Consider the following 20,955-nt stretch of genomic DNA (forward strand, 5'->3'; position numbering starts at 1 on the left):
TTGAGGAATTACTCCGGCACGGCGGCATAGTAAGGTACGGACAGTCGCGCTTGGTCTAGACCGGTTCAGCGAGGGGGCCCTGTGAAACGACCGACGATCGCTGACATCGCCAGGCAGGCGGGCGTCTCCAAGGGCGCGGTCTCGTACGCCCTGAACGGCCAGCCCGGGGTCTCGGCGTCCACGCGCGCCCGCATCCTGGCCATCGCCGAGGAGATCGGCTGGCGGCCCAACAGCGCCGCCCGGGCGCTGAACGGCGCCAGGGCCGACACCGTGGGCCTCGCCCTGTGCCGCCCCGCCCGCTTCCTCGGCGTCGAGCCGTTCTTCATGGAGCTGATCAGCGGCATCGAGGGCGAGCTCTCCGCCCGGTCGTACGCCCTGATGATCCAGGTGGTCGCCGACCACGAGGAGGAGATGTCGGTCTACCGCCGCTGGTGGGGCGAGGGCCGTGTCGACGGCGGGATCCTGGTCGACCTGCACTTCTCCGACCCGCGCGTGAGCGAGATGGAGACGCTCGGCATGCCGGTGGTGGTGCTCGGCCACCCCTCTGAGTCGGGGTCGCTGGTGCCCGTCTGGTCCGACGACGGCGCGGCCGTCCGCGAGACCGTCCAGTACCTCACGGCGCTCGGCCACCGCCGCATCGCCCGGGTGGCCGGCCTGCCGAAGCTCGTGCACACCGTGCTCCGCGACCAGGCCTTCAGCGCGGTCTGCGCCGACCTCGGCCTCCCTGAGTCCGTCACCGTGCACACCGACTACACCGGCGAGGAGGGGGCCAGGGCGACCAGGAGGCTGCTCAGCTCGGCCTCCCGGCCCACCGCCGTGGTCTACGACAACGACATCATGGCGGTGGCAGGGCTGTCGGTCGCCCAGGAGATGCGGCTCGACGTGCCCGGCGACCTGTCGATCGTCGCCTGGGACGACTCGCCGCTGTCGCAGGTGGTCCGCCCGCCGCTGACCGCCCTGACCCGCGACATCCCGGCGTATGGGGCGCACGCCGCCCAGCGGCTGCTGTCACTGATCGAGGGCGGCCTGGTGGCGGGGTTCGAGGACCAGGCGGCCCGCCTGACCCCGCGCGGCAGCACCGCTCCCCCACCGGCCTAGATCATCGCTTGTGCTGACAACATGATCACATGACGAAGGCCCAGGCCGGCGATATGCCGTCCTGGGCCCTTGTCACAGATCAGCCGGTCTCAGGCGACCGTCCAGAAGGTCGGCGGCCCTAGCCGCGACCGTATGGGAGGTCAGCGACCGTAGCCGCGCCCGCCGGAGCGGTCGGGCGAGCCCGTGCCCGAGCGCCCGCCGCGGAAGCCCGAGCCGCGCGTGCCCGGCGCGCCGCGGAACTCGCCGCGGTTCTCCGGACGACGCTCGGGACGGCCGTCGCCGCGGGGCTCGCCACCGCGCGTTCCGGAGCGGTAGCCCTCGGCCGGACGCTGGCCCTGCAGGCCGCCGTCACGACGCTCGCCGTCCTCGCGGGGACGGTCGTGGAAGCGGCGCGGGCGGCGGTCGCCGCCGCCGTGCCCGCCGCCCTCGCGGCGGGGGCGCTTCGCGGCCGGGGCGGAGGGCTCCCACACGGGGATCTCCACGCCGCTCGGCTGCTGGGCGCCGGCGACCTCGGCCAGGCGCGGGTGGCCCGGCGTGGCCTTGAGGCGGAACGGCTCGACGCCAGCCCTGCGGGTCATCGACTCGGTGGAGCGGCGCTCGTTCGGCAGCACGAGGGTCATGACCGTGCCGCGCTCCCCGGCGCGGGCCGTGCGGCCGCCCCGGTGCAGGTAGCTCTTGTGGTCCATGGGCGGGTCGACGTGCAGCACCAGGCTGACGTCGTCCACGTGGATGCCGCGGGCGGCGACGTCGGTGCAGACCAGCACGCCGATGGTGCCCTCGCGGAACTCCGCCAGGATGCGGGTGCGCTGGTTCTGCCGCTTGCCGCCGTGCAGGCCGCCGGCGCGGACGCCGACCCGGGCCAGCTGCTTCACCAGGCGGTCGACACCGTGCTGGGTGCGCACGAACATGATCGTGCGGCCCTCGCGGTTGGCGATCTCGGCGGTGATGGCGAACTTGTCGTCGCGGGTCACCTGGAGCACGTGGTGCTCCATCGTGATGACCGAGGAGGTGGCCGGCTCCAGCGAGTGCGTCACCGGGTCCTTGAGGAAGCGGCGGACGAGCTTGTCGACGTCGCCGTCGAGGGTCGCGGAGAACAGCAGGCGCTGGCTGTCGGACGGGGTCTGCTCGAGCAGCGCGCTGACCACGGGGAAGAAGCCGAGGTCGCACATGTGGTCGGCCTCGTCGATCACGGTCACCCGCACGTCCTCCAGCGAGCACTCGCCCTGCTGGATGAGGTCGGTGAGCCGCCCAGGGGTGGCCACGACGATCTCGACGCCGCGGCGCAGGGCCTCGATCTGCCTGCCCATGGACATGCCGCCCACGACGGTCTTCATACGCAGGTACAGGCCACGGCCGAGGGGCTCGAGGGCGTCGGTCACCTGCATGGCGAGCTCGCGGGTGGGGACCAGGACGACGGCGAGCGGACGGCGCGGGGCCGCCTTGGTGCCGGCGACGAGCGTCATGGTCGGCAGGCCGAACGCCAGGGTCTTGCCCGAGCCGGTCTGGCCCCGGCCGAGCACGTGGCGGCCCGACAGGATGTCGGGGATGGTGGCCCGCTGGATGGGGAAGGGGGCGGCGATGCCCTGGCGGGCGAGGCCCGTCACCAGGGGCTTGGGAAGGCCCAGAAGAGTGAACTCCGACGGGCCGGCGGGGATCTCACCCATGGTCGCCTCGGCGGAGCCGGCGGGAACCGTGGTCACGGGGCCCGTCTTGCCGGACACCGCCTGGTCCGGCAGCGCGGTCGGCGCCGCCTCGTCGTGCCCGGCGCCGGTAAGGGCGTCGGCGGGCATGGCGGCGTTAATGCTGGTCACGATTTGTCGTGCCTTTCGATCGAAGAGACATGGCACGTCACTTCTGCGAAAGGACGAGCCGGGGCGTACGGCATGCGCCGTACTCGAACACATGGGCGTCCGGGGGGACGCCGAGTGGTGCGTTTCATCGCGACACGCGAGCACCACTCATCATGGGCGACAAGGAGTCTAACCCAACCTGGTCGGGCCGTGATCAAGCAGGTGCGGCCGCCGTCTGGCGTTCAAGCGTCGGACGTGGCCGTACCACTGTCGAGCAAGGGCCGGGAGAGACGCCCGTTGAACGTCACGCGCAGAACCCGGCGAGTGGAACATCGTCCCGGCGTTGACCGGGACGATCGATGATCAGACGTTGAAGCCGAGCATGCGAAGCTGCTCGCGCCCCTCATCAGTGATCTTGTCAGGCCCCCACGGGGGAAGCCAAACCCAATTGATCTTTACGTCGGAGACCATGCCCTCCAGAGCGGAATGCGCCTGCTCCTCGATGACATCGGTCAGCGGGCAGGCCGCACTGGTCAGCGTCATGTCGAGGGTCGCGACCGGCGCCGCGCCAGAATCTCCGGCGTCAAGATTCACACCATACACCAAGCCGAGGTCAACCACGTTGATTCCCAGCTCCGGGTCGACGACGTCCTTGAGGGCTTCAAGGACCTCTTCCAGCGTCGTATCACCATCGAACCCGGTGGGGGTCTCCACAGGCTTGCTCACGCCGCCTCCTCGCGTCTCGCCACTCCGGCCGTCCGCCGGCTTCCGTCTTCGCCGACTCTGTGATCGTCGACCGGCTCGCCACGCTCGCTCACGCTGAGCTCCTCACCACCGCGTCCTTGTAGGCCATCCACGCCAGCAGGGCGCACTTGACCCTGGCCGGATACTTGGCCACACCGGCGAACGCCACAGCGTCCCCCAGCACGTCCTCATCGGCCTCCACCTGGCCGCGGCCCTGCATGAGCCGGGTGAACTCGTCAACGACCGCGAGGGAGTCCTCGACGGTCGAGCCTGTGGTCAGCTCGTGAAGCACCGACGCGGCGGCCTGGCTGATCGAACAGCCTTGGCCATCGTAGGAGACGTCCTCGACCTTACCGCCATCGCCCAGTTTCACCCGCATCGTGACCTCGTCACCGCACGTGGGGTTCACGTGGTGGACCTCGGCGTCGTACGGCTCACGCAGGCCACGGCCCTGCGGGTGCTTGTAGTGTTCCAGGATCAGCTCCTGGTACAGCGACTCGGCGATCATGTGTTACCCGAACACCTTCTGGACGTGGTGGAGGCCTCGGACCAGCGCGTCGATCTCGTCCGTGGTGTTGTACAAGTAGAAAGACGCCCGCGTGGTCGCCGGTATTCCGAAGCGCAGGTGCAGTGGGCGTGCGCAGTGGTGCCCGACCCGCACGGCGACGCCGAACTGGTCGTCGAGGATCTGCCCCACATCATGGGGGTGTATGCCGGGGATCGTGAACGAAAGAGTCCCACCGCGCTCCTCGGACGTCGTGGGGCCGATGACGCGCAGCCCCGGGAAGCCGCCCAGAGCCTCCAGCCCGTACTCGGTGAGCTCGTGCTCGTGGCGCTGGATCTCGTCCATGCCGATGCCCGTGAGGTAGTCGACGGCGGCGCCGAGCCCTATCGCCTCGACGATCGGCGGCGTGCCTGCCTCGAACTTGTGCGGCACGGGCGCGAACGTCGAGTGGTCCATCCAGACCGCCTCGATCATCTCGCCCCCGCCGAGGAACGGCGGCATGGCGTCGAGCAGCTCGTGCCGGCCCCAAAGGACGCCGATGCCGGACGGGCCGGCCATCTTGTGCCCGGTGAACGCCACGAAGTCGACCCCGAGCGCCGCGACGTCGACGGCCCGGTGGGGCACCGACTGCGAGGCGTCCAGCATCATCAGCGCGCCCACCTCGCGAGCCCGCGCGAGGACGTCGGCGACGGGGTTGACCGTGCCGAGGACGTTGGACTGGTGGACGATCGAAACGATCTTCGTACGCTCGTTGACCAGGTCGTTGAGCCCGGAGAGGTCGAGACGGCCCTCGTCGGTGACGGGGAACCAGCGCAGCGCCGCGCCCGTGCGCTGCGCCAGCAGCTGCCACGGCACGATGTTGGAGTGGTGCTCCATCTCGGAGATGACGATCTCGTCGCCGGGGCCGAGCTTGAACCGCTCGTCGGTGTTGGCCGGGTTGCCGAAGGAGTACGCCACAAGGTTGAGCGCCTCTGAGGCGTTCTTGGTGAAGATGACCTCGTCGCGGGCCGGCGCGCCGATGAAGGCGGCCACCTTGTCGCGCGCGCCCTCGTACGCCTCGGTCGACTCGCTGCCCAGCACGTGCAGGGCCCTGCCGACGTTGCTGTAGTGCTGCTCCAGGTGGTCACGCATGGTGTTGATGACCTGCGCGGGCTTCTGCGATGAGTTACCCGAGTCAAGATAGACCAGCGGCCGTCCGCCGGGCAGCTCGCGGGAGAGGATCGGGAAGTCCTTCCTGATCCTCTCCACATCGAACATGCTGTCGGTCATGCATTCGCCTTCGTGTAGTGCTCGTAGCCTTCGGCCTCGAGCTTGTCGGCGAGCTCGGGCCCGCCCTCTTCGACGATCCGCCCGGCCGAGAAGACGTGGACGTAGTCCGGCTTCACGTAGCGCAGGATGCGGGTGTAGTGCGTGATCAGCAGCACGCCGGTGTCGCCGGCCGCGCCGAAGCGGTTGACCCCCTCGGAGACGACGCGCAGGGCGTCGACGTCGAGACCCGAGTCGGTCTCGTCGAGAATGGCGATCTTCGGCTTGAGCAGCTCCAGCTGGAGGATCTCGTGGCGCTTCTTCTCGCCGCCGGAGAAGCCCTCGTTGAGGTTGCGCTGGGCGAAGGCGCTGTCGATGGACAGGGCGTCCATGCCGGCCTTCAGCTCCTTGGTGAAGACGCGCAGCTTCGGCGCCTCACCGCGCACGGCCGTCACGGCGCTGCGCAGGAAGTTGGACACCGAGACGCCGGGCACCTCGACGGGGTACTGCATGGCCAGGAACAGGCCCGCGCGGGCGCGCTCGTCGACCGTCATGGACAGCACGTCCTCGCCGTCGAGGGTCACCGCGCCTGAGGTGATGGTGTACTTCGGGTGACCGGCGATCGCGTAGGCGAGCGTCGACTTGCCGGAGCCGTTCGGGCCCATGAGGGCATGGGTCTCCCCCGAGCGGACGGTCAGGTTGACTCCGCGCAGGATCTCCTTGTCCTCCACGGCGACATGCAGGTCACGAATTTCCAGGGTGGACACTTAAGACTCCCCATTTTCGTCATTGTCAGCGCCGTCGAGCGAGACGAGCACGTCGTCGCCCTCCAGCTTCACTCGGTAGACAGGGACCGGCCGCGTCGCGGGCGGGCCGGTGGGCTTGCCGGAGCGGATGTCGAAGCACGAGCCGTGCAGCCAGCACTCCAGCGTGTCGTCGTACACCTCGCCCTCGCTCAGCCTCACCTCGGCGTGCGAGCACACGTCGTGCAGGGCGAAGACCTCGCCGTCCTTGCGGACCAGCGCGACGGGCTTGCCCTCCACCTCGACGCCGACGACGCCGCCGTCGGGGATGTCGGACAGGGAGCAGACCTTCACGAAAGTCATCGCGCGAGCTCCGCCTCCACGGCGGCGAGCACGCGCTCGCGGATCTCCTCGACCTCGATCTTCTCGATCAGCTGGGCGAAGTATCCGCTGATGACCAGGCGGCGTGCCTCGTCGTACGGGATGCCCCGCGCCTGGAGATAGAAGATGTGCTCGTCGTCCATGCGGCCCGACGCCGAGGCGTGGCCCGCCCCCGCGACCTCTCCGGTGAGGATCTCGAGGTTCGGCACCGAGTCGGCGCGGGCGCCGTCGGTGAGGATGAGGTTGCGGTTGAGCTCGTAGGTGTCGGTGCCGGTGGCCTCGACGCGAATGATCACGTCGCCGATCCACACGGCGTGCGCCTCGTCGCCCTGGAGCGCGCCACGGTAGTCGACGTTGCTCCGGCAGTCGGGGACGCTGTGGTCGACCAGCAGGCGGTGCTCGATGTGCTGGCCGGCGTCCACGAAGTACAGGCCGTTCAGTTCGGCGTCGCCGCCGCGCCCGGTGTAGGCCACCGACGGCGACAGGCGTACGAGGTCGCCGCCCATGGTGACGACGAAGCTCCTGAACGTCGCGTCCCTGCCGAGGTGGGCGTGGTGCTGCGAGACGTGCACCGCGTCGGGCGCCCAGTCCTGCAGGCTGACGATCTTGAGGGTCGCGCCGTCGCCGACGACGAACTCGACGTTGTCGGCGTAGACCGCGCTGCCCTGGTGGTCGAGCACGATCACCGCCTCGGCGAGCGGCTCGACGACGATCACGATGTGGCCGTAGGCGGCGCCGCCGCCCTCGCCACGAAGGCTGATCACGGTCGCCTTGGAGGTCACGGCCTCCTTCGGCACCGTGATCACGGTCGCTTTCTCGAACGACGTGAAGGCCTGGACGCTCACCCGGTCGGTCGGCACGTAGGCCTTGCCGATGCGGGCGTCGTCACGGCCGACGGTCTCGACAGAGACCTCCGGCGCGGCCTCCACGTGGACCACGACGTTGCCGGAGACCGGCGCCGTGCCGTCGTGCAGCCCGCGCAGGCGGGAGAGCGGCGTGAACCGCCACATCTCCTCGCGGCCCGTCGGGACGGGGAAGTCCTCCAGGTCGTACGAGGACTTCCCGTGCAAAGTGGAGAGAGGCTTGGAGTCGAGGCCCATGGTCAGCCCACCGCTCCTTCCATCTGCAGCTCGATCAGGCGGTTGAGCTCCAGGGCGTACTCCATCGGCAGCTCACGCGCGATCGGCTCGACGAAGCCGCGCACGATCATCGCCATGGCCTCGTCCTCGTTGAGCCCTCGGCTCATGAGGTAGAACAGCTGGTCGTCGGAGACCTTCGAGACCGTGGCCTCGTGTCCCATGGAGACGTCGTCCTCGCGGACGTCGACGTAGGGGTAGGTGTCCGAGCGGCTGATCTGGTCGATGAGCAGCGCGTCGCACTTGACGGTGGACGCCGAGCCGGCCGCGCCCTCCTCGATCTGCACGAGACCGCGGTAGGAGGTGCGGCCGCCGCCACGAGCGACCGACTTGGAGATGATCGTCGAGGAGGTCTTGGGCGCGAGGTGCACCATCTTGGCGCCCGCGTCCTGGTGCTGGCCCTCGCCGGCGAACGCGACGCTCAGCGTCTCGCCCTTGGCGTGCTCGCCCATGAGGTAGACGGCGGGGTACTTCATCGTGACCTTGGAGCCGATGTTGCCGTCGATCCACTCCATGGTCGCGCCCTCGTACGCCACGGCGCGCTTGGTGACCAGGTTGTAGACGTTGTTCGACCAGTTCTGGATGGTCGTGTAACGGCAGCGGGCGTTCTTCTTCACGATGATCTCCACGACCGCGCTGTGCAGCGAGTCGGAGGAGTAGATCGGCGCCGTGCAGCCCTCGACGTAGTGGACGTAAGAGCCCTCGTCGACGATGATCAGCGTTCGCTCGAACTGGCCCATGTTCTCGGTGTTGATCCGGAAGTAGGCCTGGAGCGGGATCTCGACCTGCACGTTCGGCGGCACGTAGATGAACGAGCCACCCGACCACACCGCGCTGTTGAGCGAGGCGAACTTGTTGTCGCCCACCGGGATGACCGAACCGAAGTACTCCTTGAAGAGCTCGGGGTGCTCCTTGAGAGCGGTGTCGGTGTCGAGGAAGATCACGCCCTTCTCCTCAAGGTCCTCACGGATCTTGTGGTAGACGACCTCGGACTCGTACTGCGCGGCGACGCCGGCGATCAGGCGCTGCTTCTCGGCCTCGGGGATGCCGAGCCTGTCGTAGGTGTTCTTGATGTCCGCCGGGAGCTCGTCCCAGGTGGCCGCCTGCTTCTCGGTGGAGCGGACGAAGTACTTGATCTTATCGAAGTCGATGCCGGAGAGGTCGGATCCCCAGCTCGGCATGGGCTTCTTGCCGAAGAGCCGAAGGCCCTTCAGGCGAAGGTCGAGCATCCACTCGGGCTCACTCTTCAGAGCCGAGATGTTGCGCACGACGTCCTCGGACAGGCCTCGGCGCGCCGTGGCGCCCGCCACGTCGGAGTCGGCCCAGCCGAACTTGTAATTCCCGAGGCCTTCAAGCTCCGGGCGGTCGGTGACAGTCACCTTCCGGTCTCCTTGCTCTCAATCGCTTTTCGCGAAGTGCTTATGGTCACGTCGGAGCCGTCTGACGTGTCTACGCTCGCGCTCCGCCGGGGGTTCACCGGCGCGTTCCGCTGTGACGCGAGGGCGCGCGGACTCACATGGGTCGTGCACACCCCGTCGCCGTGGGCGATGGTCGCCAGGCGCTGCACAGGCGTGCCGAGCAGTTCTCCGAACGCCTCGGTCTCGGCCTCGCACAGCTGCGGGAACTCCGCCGCCACGTGCGCGACCGGGCAATGATGCTGGCACAGCTGCTCGCCACCGGACTTGGCCTGGGTGGCCGAGGCGGCGTAGCCGTCCGCCGTCAGGGCCTCGGCCAGCATGCGCACCCTCTGGTCGGGGGGCACCTCACGCATCACCGGCTCGAGCCTTCCGACCAGACCGCTCATCTGGGATCTGGCGAAGTCGGCCACGGCCTCCTCGCCCACGCGCTCCGCCAGGAAGCGCAGCGCGCTCCCCGCGAGGCCGTCATAGGCGTGCTCGAAAGCGCTGCGCCCCGCATCGGTGATCACGAACAGCTTGGCGGGGCGCCCGCGCCCCCGCTGCCCGCGAGGCCGTGTCATACGAGGCTCTATCATGCCTTCGGCGAGCAACGCGTCGAGATGACGACGCACAGCCGCCGGCGTCAGCCCGAGCCGCTCGCCCAGCGCGGCGGCGTTGATCGGGCCGTGCTCCAGGATCAGCCGAGCGACGCGAGCGCGCGTGCCGCGCTCTGCGCCCTTTTCGGCGTGCGTCATCCCGGTCACGTTTTTCACAACATCAGTGTGCCGTAATTCCTTCCCGACACACAACCTGATGTCCAGGTTGCCCGGATGGACTATGTCACGCAGGTAAGGCTTACCTAACCTGCGGAAACGTCCACCGGCCGCTTGCCCTGCAAGTCTCCGGGGAGCTCCGAGGGGAGCCCGTCCCCCACCACCGCGGGGACGACCGGGGCGGTCTGGATATTCCGGACGGCGGGGACGGTCCTGCCGCGGCTGAGCACCAGGAAGGCCACCAGGGCCGCCCCGGTCAGCCCGGCCATGACCAGGGCCATGGGGAGCGCCGAACCTGATCCGCCGAGACCCACCAGCGGAGCGGCGACGGCCCCGAGCGAGAACTGCAGCACTCCGAGCAGCGCCGAGGCGCTGCCCGCGACCTGCGGAGGCTGGCCGGCCAGCGCCAGCGCGCCCGACCCCGGCAGCGACAGGCCCACGCCGCACATCAGGACGAACAGCGACACGATCACCGCGACCAGCCCGAGGCCGGTGGCCACACCCGCCACCAGACCGGCGGCGCCCGCGAGGCTCACCAGCAGGCCGATGACCACCAGGCGCGCCGGGGGCACCCGCCCGGCGAGCCGCCCGCCCACCTGGGCCATCAAAGTGAGGCCCAGCGCGTTGAGGCCGAAGATCAGGGAGAAGCCGGTGGGCGTCACCCCGTAGATCTCCTGGAGCACGAACGGCGAGCCGGAGACATAAGCGAACATGCCGGCGAAGCCGAGCCCCGCGGCCAGGGCGCCGGCCATGAACGACCGGTCGCGGATCAGGTGGCCGAAGGTCGAGACGGTGTGCCGCAGGCCGCCGCCGTCCCGGCGCTCGGCGGGGAGGGTCTCCCGTACGCCCAGCAGCACGGCGAGCAGGAGGAGCAGCCCGGCCACGCTGAGGGAGACGAACACGCCCCGCCAGGAGGTCACCACCAGCAGCTGCGCGCCCGCGACCGGTGCCACGATGGGGGCCAGGCCGCTGACCAGCATCAGCGTGGCGAAGATCCGGGTGATGGCGGGACCGTCGTACAGGTCGCGGACGACTGCACGCACGATCACCAGCGCCGCGCCGCCCGCGATGCCCTGGAGCAGGCGCAGCGCGATCAGCGCGTTCACCGAGGGGGCGAAGGCGCACAGCAGCGAGGTCAGCGCGTAGGCGGCGACGCCCACGAGCAGCGGCACGCGCCGCCCGCGCACGTCGCTCAGCGGCCCGGCGATGACCTGGCCCACCGAGACGCCGATCAGGCACGCGGTCAGCGTGAGCTGGACCTGGGCGGCCCCGGTGAGCATCTCCCCCCGGATGGCGGGCAGCGCGGGCAGGTACATGTCGATGGACAGGGGACCGATCGCCGACAGCGCGCCGAGGATCAGCAGGAGCAGACCCCGTCGCCGCCCCTTACCCGCCTTCCCGTCACCGGAGGCCGCGACGGCCTCGTCCTGCTGGATGGTCACGGTCATGCGGTCCCCTTCAGGCGTCTGATCCTCGAACAGCCCATGGGGGCCAAGGGGACATGAACCAGATTAAAGGCGACTTAATTCCCCACGAAAATATTTTTGGGCATTAGTGCAGACGACGCCACGCGGCGTACGGAGGGCAGCACGGAAGAGGGTTTGGCCGTGACCTGCCCCGATGTACGGGCTAGTGGGCGGGTTTGAGGGTTATGGCGGCGAAGACGGCGCCCTGGGGGTCGGCGAGGATGGCATAGCGTCCCGCCGGAAGGTCCTGAGGGCGCTGGAGGATCCTGCCGCCGTGATCCTCGGCGAGGGCGGCGATGACGTCGCAGTCGGCGACGGCGAAGAAGACCAGCCACTGCGCCTGGACCTCGGGAGGGAACCTGTCGCCGATCGGCATCATGCCGGCGACCGGTCTTCCGTCCGCCAGCCACTCGGTGTACTCCAGGCCCGCCGCGTCGGTGGCGCTGCGCGAGCCCCAGCCGAAGACGGCCGGGTAGAACGCCTTGGCCCCCACGACGTCACGGCAGTCGAGCTCGTTCCAGCAGTGCGCGACCGGCTCGTTGACCAACTGGGCGCCGTAGTGCCTGCCCGGCTGCCAGATCATGAACGAGGCCCCGGCCGGATCCTGGAAAACCGCCGTCCAGCCCTCGTCGAAGACCTGGACGGGACCTATCCTGACGCGCCCTCCCGCCTCCTTGACCCTCTCCGCGACGGACTCGGCGTCGTCGGTGGCTATGTAGGTGTTCCACACCGGCGGAACGCCCTCGCGGAACGTCGGCCCGATGCCCGCCACGAGCTTCCCTGCCTGCGTGAACCTGCCGTATCCCCCCGCGTCAGGGTGGGGATCGAACTCGGCCCGCCATCCGAACAGCCCCTCGTAGAAGGCCACAGAGGCACTGAGGTCGGTGCTCGAAAGGTCCACCCAGCAGGGCACGCCGGGCTTGTAACCGGTACGCGTGGGCATGCCTGGCCTCCTTGCCGACCGATCTCACGTCGCTCGCCCCTCCCCGACCGCATCCGCTCACGTGGCTCACGGGTGCTTCCGGTACTCGCGAACGCCGCCTCGCGGTCGCGGCACGGGACACGGCCAGCGTCACATGGGACGACACGCCCGGAAGGGGCCGACGACACGCCTTGGCGGGAGGAGCCCACAACCTTTACCGCGACGCGGCACGGAGGCCGTGGTCCGCCGAAGGAACCACACGACGCGGTCCCTAAACTCGTCACCATGGACTCCCCAGCCGTCGCGCTCACCGATCTGGTCAAGCGATACGGCCGCACTGTCGCGATCGACGGTCTGACCCTCAACGCCGAGCGAGGCGCGGTCACCGCGATCCTCGGCCCCAACGGCGCCGGGAAGACCTCCACGGTCGAGATCTGCGAGGGGTTCAGGAAGGCCGACGGCGGCACGGTCCGCGTCCTCGGCCTCGACCCGATACGCCAGGCCGCCGAGCTGAAACCGCGCATCGGCGTGATGCTCCAGTCCGGCGGCGTGCCCCCGGCCGTACGGGCCGGCGAGTGGCTGCGGCTGGTGTCCCGGTTCCACGCCCATCCCCTCGACCCCGGCGCCCTCCTCGAACGGCTCGGCCTGACCGAGCACGCCCGCACGCCGTACCGCCGCCTGTCCGGGGGGCAGCAGCAGCGGCTGTCGCTCGCCGCCGCCGTCATCGGCCGCCCGGAGCTGGTCTTCCTCGACGAGCCGACCGCCGGGCTAGACCCGCAGGCCAGGCACGCCTGCTGGGACGTGGTCGGCGAGCTGCGCGCCCGGGGCGTGTCGACGGTGCTGACCACCCACCACATGGACGAGGCCGAGAAGCTCGCCGACAAGGTCGTCATCATCGACCGGGGCACGGTGGTGTCCGAGGGGAGCCCGCAGACGCTCACGGGCGCCGAACGGCAACTGCGCTTCCGCGCGCGGCCCGGCCTTGATCTCGACGAGCTGCTCACCGCGCTGCCCGCCGGCAGCACGGCCAAGGAGTCGCCGAGCGGCCACTACGTCATCGAGGGTCACCTGGGCCCCGAGCTGCTCGGCACCGTCACCGCCTGGTGCGCCGCCGAGGGCGTCACCGCCGACGACCTCAGCGTGGAGCGCCGCACCCTGGAGGACGTCTTCCTTGAGCTCACCGGAAGGGAACTGCGGTGACCGCCGCCCCCAGTGCTTCATGGAAGACCGCCGTCCCCTGCCGTACGGGGACGGGGAACGGAGAACCGCGATGACCGCCGCCCTCGATTTCACGCCCTCACCCGGGGCCGCCCCCCTGCCCCGTATGGTGCTCGCCCAGGCCGGCGCCGAGGTTCGGGCGGTGCTGCGCAACGGAGAGCAGCTCCTGCTCACGCTGATCATCCCGATCCTGGTGCTGGTCGGGTTCTCGGCCGCGCCGCTGCTGGAGGTGCCGGGCAGGCGCATCGACTTCGTGGCCCCCGGCGTGCTCGCGCTCGCGATCATGTCCACGGCCTTCACGGGCCAGGCGATCGGCACGGGGTTCGAGCGGCGGTACGGGGTGCTGAAGCGCCTCGGGGCCACTCCCCTGTCGCGGCCGGGCCTGATGCTGGCCAAGACGCTCGCGGTGATCACCGTGGAGGTGCTCCAGATCGTCGTCATCGCCGCCGTGGCGCTGGCGATGGGCTGGCACCCCCAGGGCGACCCGCTGTGGGCGCTTCTGCTGATCCTCGCCGGCACCGCGGCCTTCAGCGGGCTGGCGCTGCTCATGGCGGGAACGCTGCGCGCGGAGGCCACGCTCGCCGCCGCGAACCTCGTCTACCTGGTGCTGCTCGGGCTCGGCGGCGTGGTCGTCCCGGTCACCGCGTTTCCGCACGCCGTACGTGCCGTCGTGGAACTGCTGCCGATCACCGCGCTGACCGGCGGGCTGCGATCGGTGCTCGCCCACGGCGGCGGGCTCCCCATCAGGGACCTGCTCGTGCTGCTGGTCTGGGCGGCCGTTACCCTCGGACTCGCCTCTCGCACCTTCCGCTGGGAATGACCCGGCCGGATGTGACGTAGAGCCCCGGCATCCCCCCGACCGCACCGGCGCGTGCGAGGAACGCGAGAAGAACCGATGACGCTGCCGTCGATCTCCGCGTCCGCCGGGCCGTACCGCCCGGACCGCGTCCGGCCAGGAGCCTTCGTGCGGACGGCCGCGGGCGCGGTGCCCCCGTCCGGGCTGGTGATGCTGGGGATCCTGTCGGTTCAGATCGGCGCGGGCCTGGCCAAGAACCTGTTCACGGCGCTGCCGCCCAGCGCCGTGGTGTTCCTGCGGATCGCGGCGGGAGCGGTGATCCTCGGGGTCGTGGCCAAGCCCCGGCTGCGCGGCCTGACCCGGCGTGACCTCGCCGTCGGCGTGGCGTTCGGCGTGACGCTGGGCCTGATGAACCTCTCGTTCTACGAGGGGCTCGCCCGGCTGCCGATGGCCATCTGCGTGACCATCGAGTTCCTCGGCCCGCTCGGGGTGGCGGTCGCGGCCTCGCGCCGCCGGCTGGACCTGCTGTGGGTGGTGCTGGCCGCCGCCGGCATCCTCCTGCTGGCGCCCTGGGGCGACAGCGGCGGCCTCAGCTGGGTCGGCATCGGCTTCGCCGCGCTGGCGGGCGCCTGCTGGGCCGGTTACATCCTGCTGTCGGCCGCCGCCGGAGGACGGTTCCCCGGAACGACCGGGCTGTCCTTCGCCATGATCGTCGCGGTCGTGGTCATCGCGCCGGTCGGGGTGGCGACCGGCGGCACCGGGCTGCTCAGCCCGGAGCTGATCCTGCTGGGCGCGGGGGTCGGCCTGCTCTCCTCGGTGATCCCCTACAGCCTGGAGCTGGAGGCGCTGCGCCGGATGCCCAAGCGCGTCTTCGGCATCCTGATGAGCCTGGAACCGGCGGCGGCGGCCCTGGTCGGCCTGGTCGTCCTCGGGGAGTTCCTGGAGGTGCGCGAGTGGGCGGCCATCGGCTGCGTGATCATCGCTTCTGTGGGCGCCACCCGGACATCCTGACTACGGCCCTCCGGCGACACCACTGGACGACGGCGGTCGTACGGCGTCGACCGGAATCTCTACCAGCAACGACGTGCCACGTCCCACCGGGCTCACGATCTCCATGCTGCCACCGAGCGCCTCGACGCGGTCGCTGAGACCGATGAGCCCCGACCCGCGGGCAGGATCGGCCCCTCCGATTCCGTCATCGCGGATGGAGAGCCGGATGGTCGTCTCCTCCACCGTGACTTCGGCGTACGCCGCCGTTGCGTGCGCGTGCTTGGCGATGTTCGTCAGCGCCTCGGACACGATGTAGTAGATGGCCACCTCGACACGCTCGGTCAGGGGCCGGACGGCGTGTACGTTCAGCTCGACCGGGATGGCGGAACGGCGCGCGAGCATCTTCAGCGCGGGTCCGAGGCCCCCCTTCGACAAGATCGCCGGGTGAAGGCCACGCGAGAGCTCCCGCAGATCCTCCAGTACACCTCCCAGAGACTCGACCGTTCTGGACAGCTGCCCTCTGAGCTCCTTCAACTCCGGCGGCGCGGTGGCCTCCGCCGCACGCAACTCGAGTCCGAGCGAGACGAGGCGCTGTTGGGTTCCATCGTGCAGATCGCGCTCGATGCGGCGCCGGGTGTCGTCGGCCGCCGCCACGACGCGAGCGCGGGAGGCCGCGAGCTGCGCACGGGCCTGTGCGTTCGCGAGCGCGGTCGCGACGAGCTCCGTGAAGTCCGCCATGCGGCTCTCCGCGTTTTCGGGCGGCCGATTCTGGCCGGACGAGAAAGCGATCACCACGCCCCACATCCGGCCCTCGACGACCACGGGGCTGCCGATCGAAGAGGTGACCCCTCGTGTCCGGGCCCATGCGGAGAGCTCGCCGGAAGCCAAGAAGTCGTCCCTCCGCGCGGAGCGCCCGGTCTGCCGCACCAGCGCGGCGACGCTCGGCTCCTCGACCGGCCAGCGCGATCCGAGGGGCAGCATCGACTCCGGACCGCTGAGGCTCCACGAGCCCACCACCACCACCCCGTGGCCGGGGTCGTAGCGTGTTATCGCCGTGGTCTCCACCCCCAGGAGGCGGCCCATCTCGCTCGCGACCGCGCTGAACAACACCTGCGGCGAGACTCCGCGCGCGACCAGCGTCGCGACACGCCGCAGCGAGGCCTGTTCATCCCCGATCCGGTGGAGCTCGTCCCGGCTCGCTTCCAAGGAGCTGCCGATTTCCGCACGATCGCGTGCCGCGCGCAACAGGGCCGCCAGCGAGGGCATCACTCTGCTGTGCAGGCGTCTCCGCATCGCCTCGGGCAGGTCGGCGGGGACGACCAGCGTGCCGAGGGACTCGGCCCCCTCTTGCAGCGGCAACGCTGTGTGGTGCTCATCGGTGGCCACCGCCCCAAGCTCGATCGCCAGGTACGGCATCTCCAGTTCCTCCGCCAGACGGTATGAAGCCGTCCGTAGCGCCGCGCGCAGATCCTCCGCACCGAGCAGGAGGCGGGCCAGCTGAGCGGCGAGGTCGGCCTCTCGCCGGCGTTCCTCGGCCTGGACGGCCAGCAACCGCGCCAGCGCGGAGACCGCGCCGGCCCCCAGGGCGACGGCGAGGAAGACGGGAAACGCCACCCACTCTTGGATGTCGCCGAAGTTGAAGGAGAACTGGGGCAGGAGGGTGAAGTACTCGAAGGCGAAACCGCTGGCCAGCGCGGTCGCCACCCCCAGTCCCAGTCCCCACACGGTCGAGACCACCGGAACGCCGAGAAGGTAGACTAAGCCGAGGGAATTAGGGGGAGTGATCCTCTCCAGCAGAAAGGCCAAAAAGGTCTCGACTACGACGAACGAGACGGCGACGACGATTCCCAGCGTGAGGGGCGGGCGCCTCGGGCGAGAAAGCAACGGTAGTAACCGCGCGTACACACCCATCAATATACGCTCGCGTAGCTGGGACGATGCCGGAGGCCGTCCGGGATCGCCGAGCCCCGGCCCGCGTCGCGTCGCCGGCGTGTGGAGGGCGATGGTCGTGAAGCGCGATGTTCTCCGGCATACGCCTGATCGGTAGCTCCAAGGATGTCGACAAGATCATCGCACGACGGCGGAGATGCGAGCGCAACCCGGTTGCGAATAGCGCTGGCCGACGACGACGTCCTGCTGCGCGAAGGGCTGGCGAGCCTGCTCGAGCGATCCGGGTTCGAGATCGTCGGCCAGGCCGGGGATGCGCAGCAACTCCTGGCCCTCGTCCGCGAGCACGGGCCCGATCTCGTCATCGTCGACATCCGCATGCCGCCGGCCCACGCGACCGAGGGGCTCGACGCGGCCCAGGTGATCCGCCGGGAGTTGCCCGAGACGGGGATCCTCCTGCTGTCGGCGCACGTCGAGGTCGATCAGGCGATGGAGTTGCTCGCCGCCGGGCACCGGGTGGGTTACCTGCTCAAGAGCCGGGTGCTCGCTGTCACCGACTTCATCGAGACGGTCCGGCGGATCTCGCAAGGCGGTTCGGTCATCGATCCCAGCCTCGTTCAGGAACTCGTCACGGCCCGCCACAAGGGCGAACCGCTGGCGCTCCTCACGCAGCGGGAACGGGAGGTTCTCTCCCTGATGGCGGAAGGACGCTCCAACGCCGGCATCGCCCACCAGCTCTGGATCACCGAAGGCACCGTGGAGAAACATGTGCGCAGCATCATGTTGCGGATGCAGCTGCCGGAGGCGGAAGACGACCACCGGCGGGTCCTGGCGGTCCTCACCTTCCTCCAAGCCCACTAGCCCACCACTAGCCCGAGCCGAGGCGATCACCATGCCCGGCCTCCTGGAGAACCTCCCGGATCGCTCTTCCTGAAAGCTCCGACTTCGATATGAACGCGAGGGCGGGGCTGTCGGTGATCATGTCCGCGAAGTCCCTCTCGGCGTATGTCGAGATCAGGATGACCCTCGACGGCTCGCCGCCTCCGATCTGAGCCAGCCGCGACGCCAGATCGAATCCGCTCTCCTCGCCGAGGTCGATGTCGACCAGCGCGACGTCCGGCCGGAGCTCATCGAAGCGCCGGACGGCGTCGGCACTTGTCGATGACATGCCGACGACGACGATCCCCTCTCGTTCGAGCAGCCGGCCGGCGACCCGGAGAAAGTGATCGTTGTCATCGACGATGAGGCAACGCAGATTCACCCCTCCAGGATCGCAGGCGGGGTCCGGGCGCGCATTGCAGCTAACGGGAATACCCGTGGTTCCGCTGGCATGGGTCCAGGATGGGTGCTGCCATCGAAGACGCCGAGCGTCCGGTGCGAGATCGTGGACAAGGTAACAGCACGTTCCAATTGAGCAGTTTGAGATGAAGTCATGTTGACCATCACCAAGACCTCGCCAACGGCCGCGGACGCTCCCGATCACGAGGCAGCCGATCTCCTGCGGCGCCGGCTCGAAGGGAGCATGGACGACGTCGACGAACTCATCGCCCGCACCGCCCGGCCGGTCCAGACTTGGCGGGCATCGTGGGTTCTCCCGAACGACGATTCCTCAGTGCCCAGGGCACGGCATCTGGTCCGCGCCCAGCTGGCCGAATGGGGATTCCGCGAGCAGAGCGACACCACCGAACTGCTCGCCACCGAACTGGTCACCAACGCGCTGCGCCACGCCTGGGGCGAGCCGGTCCTCACCCTCTTGGCCGAGGACGGCACGCTCCGTTGCGAGGTGGAGGACGACAACCCCGACCTCCCCCGCATCATCCAGCCTGACGAGTACGACGAGACAGGCCGCGGACTGTACCTGGTCGGCATGCTCTCCTGCCGATGGGGCTTCGACCCCCGGCGCACGGGCAAAGTCGTCTGGTTCGAGGTGCCCGTGCACCAGAACTGACCCGTGGACGACCGTACGTGGACGACCACCGGATCCGAAATGGACAGCAGCCCATGAACACCGGTCAGCCGAGGACAGGAGCCGACACAATGCGACGGATTCGCGTCCGAAATCCGGCAAGACGCGCCACGGCGGTCCCCCTGGACCTGCGAACCCCTGCGGGCCGGCGGCTGCCCTACTGATCGGAGTGGGCGATCCACCTCACCATCGTGATCGGCTGCATTCGGGGCGGTCGGCCCAGCTGCGGCGAATGTGTTGGATGTGGTGGTCCATGATGGTTCTGGCGGCGTCGATTCCGTACGTCTTGACGTCCCGGCGCCCGTCGACAGCCGGGGTGTCAGGCCTTGACCTCGCGCAGGCGGCCGGTCTCCACCTCGTAGACGAAGCCCCGCACGGACTCCTTGTGCGGGATGGAGGGATCGGCCTTGATGCGGCTGATCGACTGGATGACGTCCTCCTCGGGGTCGGTGAACGCCTCGGCCGACCAGTCGGGCTTGATCCCCGTCTCCGCCTCGATCGCGCCCTTGAAGCCGTCGTCGGTGAAGGTGACCATGCCGCAGTCGGTGTGGTGGATGAGGATGATCTCCCGGGTGCCGAGCAGCCGCTGGCTGATGGCGAGGCTGCGGCGCTCGTCGGCGGTGACCACGCCTCCGGCGTTGCGGATCACGTGCGCGTCGCCCTCCGACAGGCCGAGGACCCCGTATACGTTGAGGCGGGCGTCCATGCAGGCCAGGACGGCGACTCCCTTGGCCGGAGGCAGCGGGAGGTGTCCCTTGTCGAAGGTGGCCGCGTAGCGCTCGGCGTTGGCGAGAAGTTCATCGGTGACGCTCATGCGAGCCTCCGGAGTCGTTGGACGGTTCACCTGTGACGTACTCGACCAGATTTCCCCTCACTACCTACCGAGTCAATAGGATTAGAGAAGTAAACCGGTGGGCGGCCTGAGTTCGCTGAATGGACTGTGGTCGAATGGGCGCATGAAGGTACGTATCGGGATCGCTCCCTCACCCGGCGGCGGCGCCGGCCGGTTCGCCGAGACGGTCGACCGCGCTGAAGCCGCGGGCGTGGACTCGCTGTGGCTGTCCGAGATCGTCTTCGGCTCGTCGGTCGAGCCCTTCGTCGGGATGGGCTACGCGCTGGCGCGCACGCGGCGGCTGAAGGTCGGCACCGGCGTCGCCATCCTGCCGGGACGCAATCCCGTGCTCGTCGCCAAGCAGCTCGCGTCGCTGGCCGCGCTGGCGCCCAAGCGGGTCCTGCCCGCCTTCGGTCTCCAGCCCGCCCGGCCGGAGGAGAAGGCTCTCTTCCCCGTACCCGGCGGCTCCCGCGGCGCGGTGTTCGACGAGTCGATGGAGCTGCTCAGGCTCCTGCTGCGCCAGGAGGGCCCGGTCACCTTCAAGGGCCGCTTCCACAGCGTCGAGGACGCCGAGATCGGCCCGCGCCCGGCCAAGCCGCTGGACATCTGGCTCGGCGGCAGCGGCCCGGTGGCCCTGCGGCGCGTCGGGCGGCTCGCGGACGGCTGGCTGGCCAGCTTCCTCACTCCTGAGGAGGCCGGGGCGGGCCGGGAGACGATCGAGGCCCACGCCGCCGAGGCCGGACGCGAGATCGAGCCCGACCACTTCGGGATCAGCGTGCCCGTGGCCGCCACCGCCATCCCGGACGACATGGCCGCCGCCCTGCTGCGCCGCCGCCCCGGCACCGACCCCGCCACGATCGTCCCCGTGGGCTGGGACGCCGCCCGCGACCTCATCCAGCGGTACGTCGCCGCCGGCATCACCAAGTTCGTCGTACGCCCCGCCGAGGGCCCAGTGGACATCGGCCCATGGCTCGACGACTTCACCCGCGAACTGCTCCCCCTGCAGAACTGATCGCGACCGTGCCGGCGGACCGCTCGCTTCGGCTCACCCCCACGTGGGGGTGAG

General features: G+C 69.7%; 21 protein-coding genes. 7 read left to right on the plus strand and 14 right to left on the minus strand.

The annotated features are described in order from the left end of the window. The first annotated feature begins 81 nt into the window (after positions 1-81). On the plus strand, positions 82-1,098 hold the full coding sequence (locus tag AB0O34_RS18875; RefSeq protein ID WP_363916860.1) for a LacI family DNA-binding transcriptional regulator: 1,017 nt from the start codon (positions 82-84) through the stop codon (positions 1,096-1,098). 140 nt (positions 1,099-1,238) lie between these two features. On the opposite strand, the gene AB0O34_RS18880 is transcribed toward AB0O34_RS18875, so the two are convergent. From AB0O34_RS18880 to AB0O34_RS18930, 11 genes are all read right to left on the minus strand, one after another. Then, complete coding sequence (locus AB0O34_RS18880) at positions 1,239-2,909, minus strand: DEAD/DEAH box helicase (RefSeq protein WP_363916862.1); 1,671 nt, start codon at positions 2,907-2,909, stop codon at positions 1,239-1,241. 342 nt (positions 2,910-3,251) lie between these two features. Next, positions 3,252-3,614: a metal-sulfur cluster assembly factor gene (locus AB0O34_RS18885; protein WP_358552435.1), complete on the minus strand. Its 363-nt coding sequence runs from the start codon at positions 3,612-3,614 to the stop codon at positions 3,252-3,254. An 88-nt stretch (positions 3,615-3,702) separates the two neighbouring features. Further along, positions 3,703-4,140: a Fe-S cluster assembly sulfur transfer protein SufU gene (sufU, locus tag AB0O34_RS18890; protein ID WP_358552437.1), complete on the minus strand. Its 438-nt coding sequence runs from the start codon at positions 4,138-4,140 to the stop codon at positions 3,703-3,705. A gap of 3 nt (positions 4,141-4,143) precedes the next feature. Continuing rightward, positions 4,144-5,406: a cysteine desulfurase gene (locus AB0O34_RS18895; RefSeq protein WP_363916865.1), complete on the minus strand. Its 1,263-nt coding sequence runs from the start codon at positions 5,404-5,406 to the stop codon at positions 4,144-4,146. Then, positions 5,403-6,149 (minus strand): Fe-S cluster assembly ATPase SufC, encoded by a 747-nt coding sequence (gene sufC / locus AB0O34_RS18900; RefSeq protein ID WP_363916867.1) that lies wholly within the window; start codon positions 6,147-6,149, stop codon positions 5,403-5,405. Before sufC ends, AB0O34_RS18895 begins: the two co-directional genes overlap by 4 nt. Then, positions 6,150-6,488: a non-heme iron oxygenase ferredoxin subunit gene (locus AB0O34_RS18905; RefSeq protein WP_363916869.1), complete on the minus strand. Its 339-nt coding sequence runs from the start codon at positions 6,486-6,488 to the stop codon at positions 6,150-6,152. After that, positions 6,485-7,606, minus strand: a complete 1,122-nt coding sequence (gene sufD / locus AB0O34_RS18910) for a Fe-S cluster assembly protein SufD (protein ID WP_363916871.1) — start codon at positions 7,604-7,606, stop codon at positions 6,485-6,487. Before sufD ends, AB0O34_RS18905 begins: the two co-directional genes overlap by 4 nt. Before the next feature lie 2 nt (positions 7,607-7,608). Continuing rightward, positions 7,609-9,021: a Fe-S cluster assembly protein SufB gene (gene sufB / locus AB0O34_RS18915; protein ID WP_363916873.1), complete on the minus strand. Its 1,413-nt coding sequence runs from the start codon at positions 9,019-9,021 to the stop codon at positions 7,609-7,611. Further along, positions 9,018-9,794: a winged helix-turn-helix transcriptional regulator gene (locus tag AB0O34_RS18920; protein ID WP_363916875.1), complete on the minus strand. Its 777-nt coding sequence runs from the start codon at positions 9,792-9,794 to the stop codon at positions 9,018-9,020. The genes sufB and AB0O34_RS18920 overlap by 4 nt, the downstream gene beginning before the upstream one ends. Positions 9,795-9,898: 104 nt before the next feature. After that, a complete protein-coding gene (locus AB0O34_RS18925) occupies positions 9,899-11,260 on the minus strand; it encodes a multidrug effflux MFS transporter (protein ID WP_363916877.1) in 1,362 nt (453 codons plus the stop codon). A 181-nt stretch (positions 11,261-11,441) separates the two neighbouring features. Then, the gene (locus AB0O34_RS18930) at positions 11,442-12,221 is read right to left on the minus strand and encodes a VOC family protein (protein ID WP_363916879.1); all 780 of its coding nucleotides are present in this window, start codon (positions 12,219-12,221) and stop codon (positions 11,442-11,444) included. Positions 12,222-12,485: 264 nt separating this feature from the next. On the opposite strand from AB0O34_RS18930, the gene AB0O34_RS18935 reads away from it, so the two are divergent. The 3 genes from AB0O34_RS18935 (at position 12,486) to AB0O34_RS18945 (ending at position 15,225) form a co-directional block, all read left to right on the plus strand. After that, positions 12,486-13,400, plus strand: coding sequence for an ABC transporter ATP-binding protein (locus tag AB0O34_RS18935; RefSeq protein ID WP_363916881.1), 915 nt, complete (start codon positions 12,486-12,488; stop codon positions 13,398-13,400). Between the two features lie 70 nt (positions 13,401-13,470). Further along, on the plus strand, positions 13,471-14,238 hold the full coding sequence (locus AB0O34_RS18940) for an ABC transporter permease (protein WP_363916883.1): 768 nt from the start codon (positions 13,471-13,473) through the stop codon (positions 14,236-14,238). Positions 14,239-14,313: 75 nt separating this feature from the next. Further along, positions 14,314-15,225 (plus strand): EamA family transporter, encoded by a 912-nt coding sequence (locus AB0O34_RS18945; RefSeq protein ID WP_363916885.1) that lies wholly within the window; start codon positions 14,314-14,316, stop codon positions 15,223-15,225. Here the strand turns inward: AB0O34_RS18945 and AB0O34_RS18950 are convergent, their stop codons facing one another. Beyond that, the gene (locus AB0O34_RS18950; RefSeq protein WP_363916887.1) at positions 15,226-17,115 is read right to left on the minus strand and encodes a DUF4118 domain-containing protein; all 1,890 of its coding nucleotides are present in this window, start codon (positions 17,113-17,115) and stop codon (positions 15,226-15,228) included. A 192-nt stretch (positions 17,116-17,307) separates the two neighbouring features. Between AB0O34_RS18950 and AB0O34_RS18955 the strand changes: the two genes are divergently transcribed. Continuing rightward, a complete protein-coding gene (locus AB0O34_RS18955) occupies positions 17,308-17,952 on the plus strand; it encodes a response regulator transcription factor (protein ID WP_363916889.1) in 645 nt (214 codons plus the stop codon). A 7-nt stretch (positions 17,953-17,959) separates the two neighbouring features. Here the strand turns inward: AB0O34_RS18955 and AB0O34_RS18960 are convergent, their stop codons facing one another. Then, positions 17,960-18,352, minus strand: a complete 393-nt coding sequence (locus AB0O34_RS18960) for a response regulator (protein WP_363916891.1) — start codon at positions 18,350-18,352, stop codon at positions 17,960-17,962. Positions 18,353-18,523: 171 nt separating this feature from the next. Here AB0O34_RS18960 and AB0O34_RS18965 point away from each other — a divergent pair, with 171 nt between their 5' ends. After that, entirely contained in the window at positions 18,524-19,039 is a 516-nt protein-coding gene (locus AB0O34_RS18965) for an ATP-binding protein (RefSeq protein WP_363916894.1), read from the plus strand. Between the two features lie 337 nt (positions 19,040-19,376). Here AB0O34_RS18965 and AB0O34_RS18970 read toward each other — a convergent pair whose 3' ends face one another. Continuing rightward, entirely contained in the window at positions 19,377-19,871 is a 495-nt protein-coding gene (locus AB0O34_RS18970) for a carbonic anhydrase (RefSeq protein WP_363916896.1), read from the minus strand. Positions 19,872-20,013: 142 nt separating this feature from the next. Here AB0O34_RS18970 and AB0O34_RS18975 point away from each other — a divergent pair, with 142 nt between their 5' ends. Further along, a complete protein-coding gene (locus AB0O34_RS18975) occupies positions 20,014-20,901 on the plus strand; it encodes a TIGR03854 family LLM class F420-dependent oxidoreductase (protein ID WP_363916898.1) in 888 nt (295 codons plus the stop codon). Positions 20,902-20,955 lie beyond the last annotated feature (54 nt).

The organism is Sphaerisporangium sp. NPDC088356, from assembly GCF_040685555.1.
Classification (GTDB): Bacteria; Actinomycetota; Actinomycetes; order Streptosporangiales; family Streptosporangiaceae; genus Sphaerisporangium.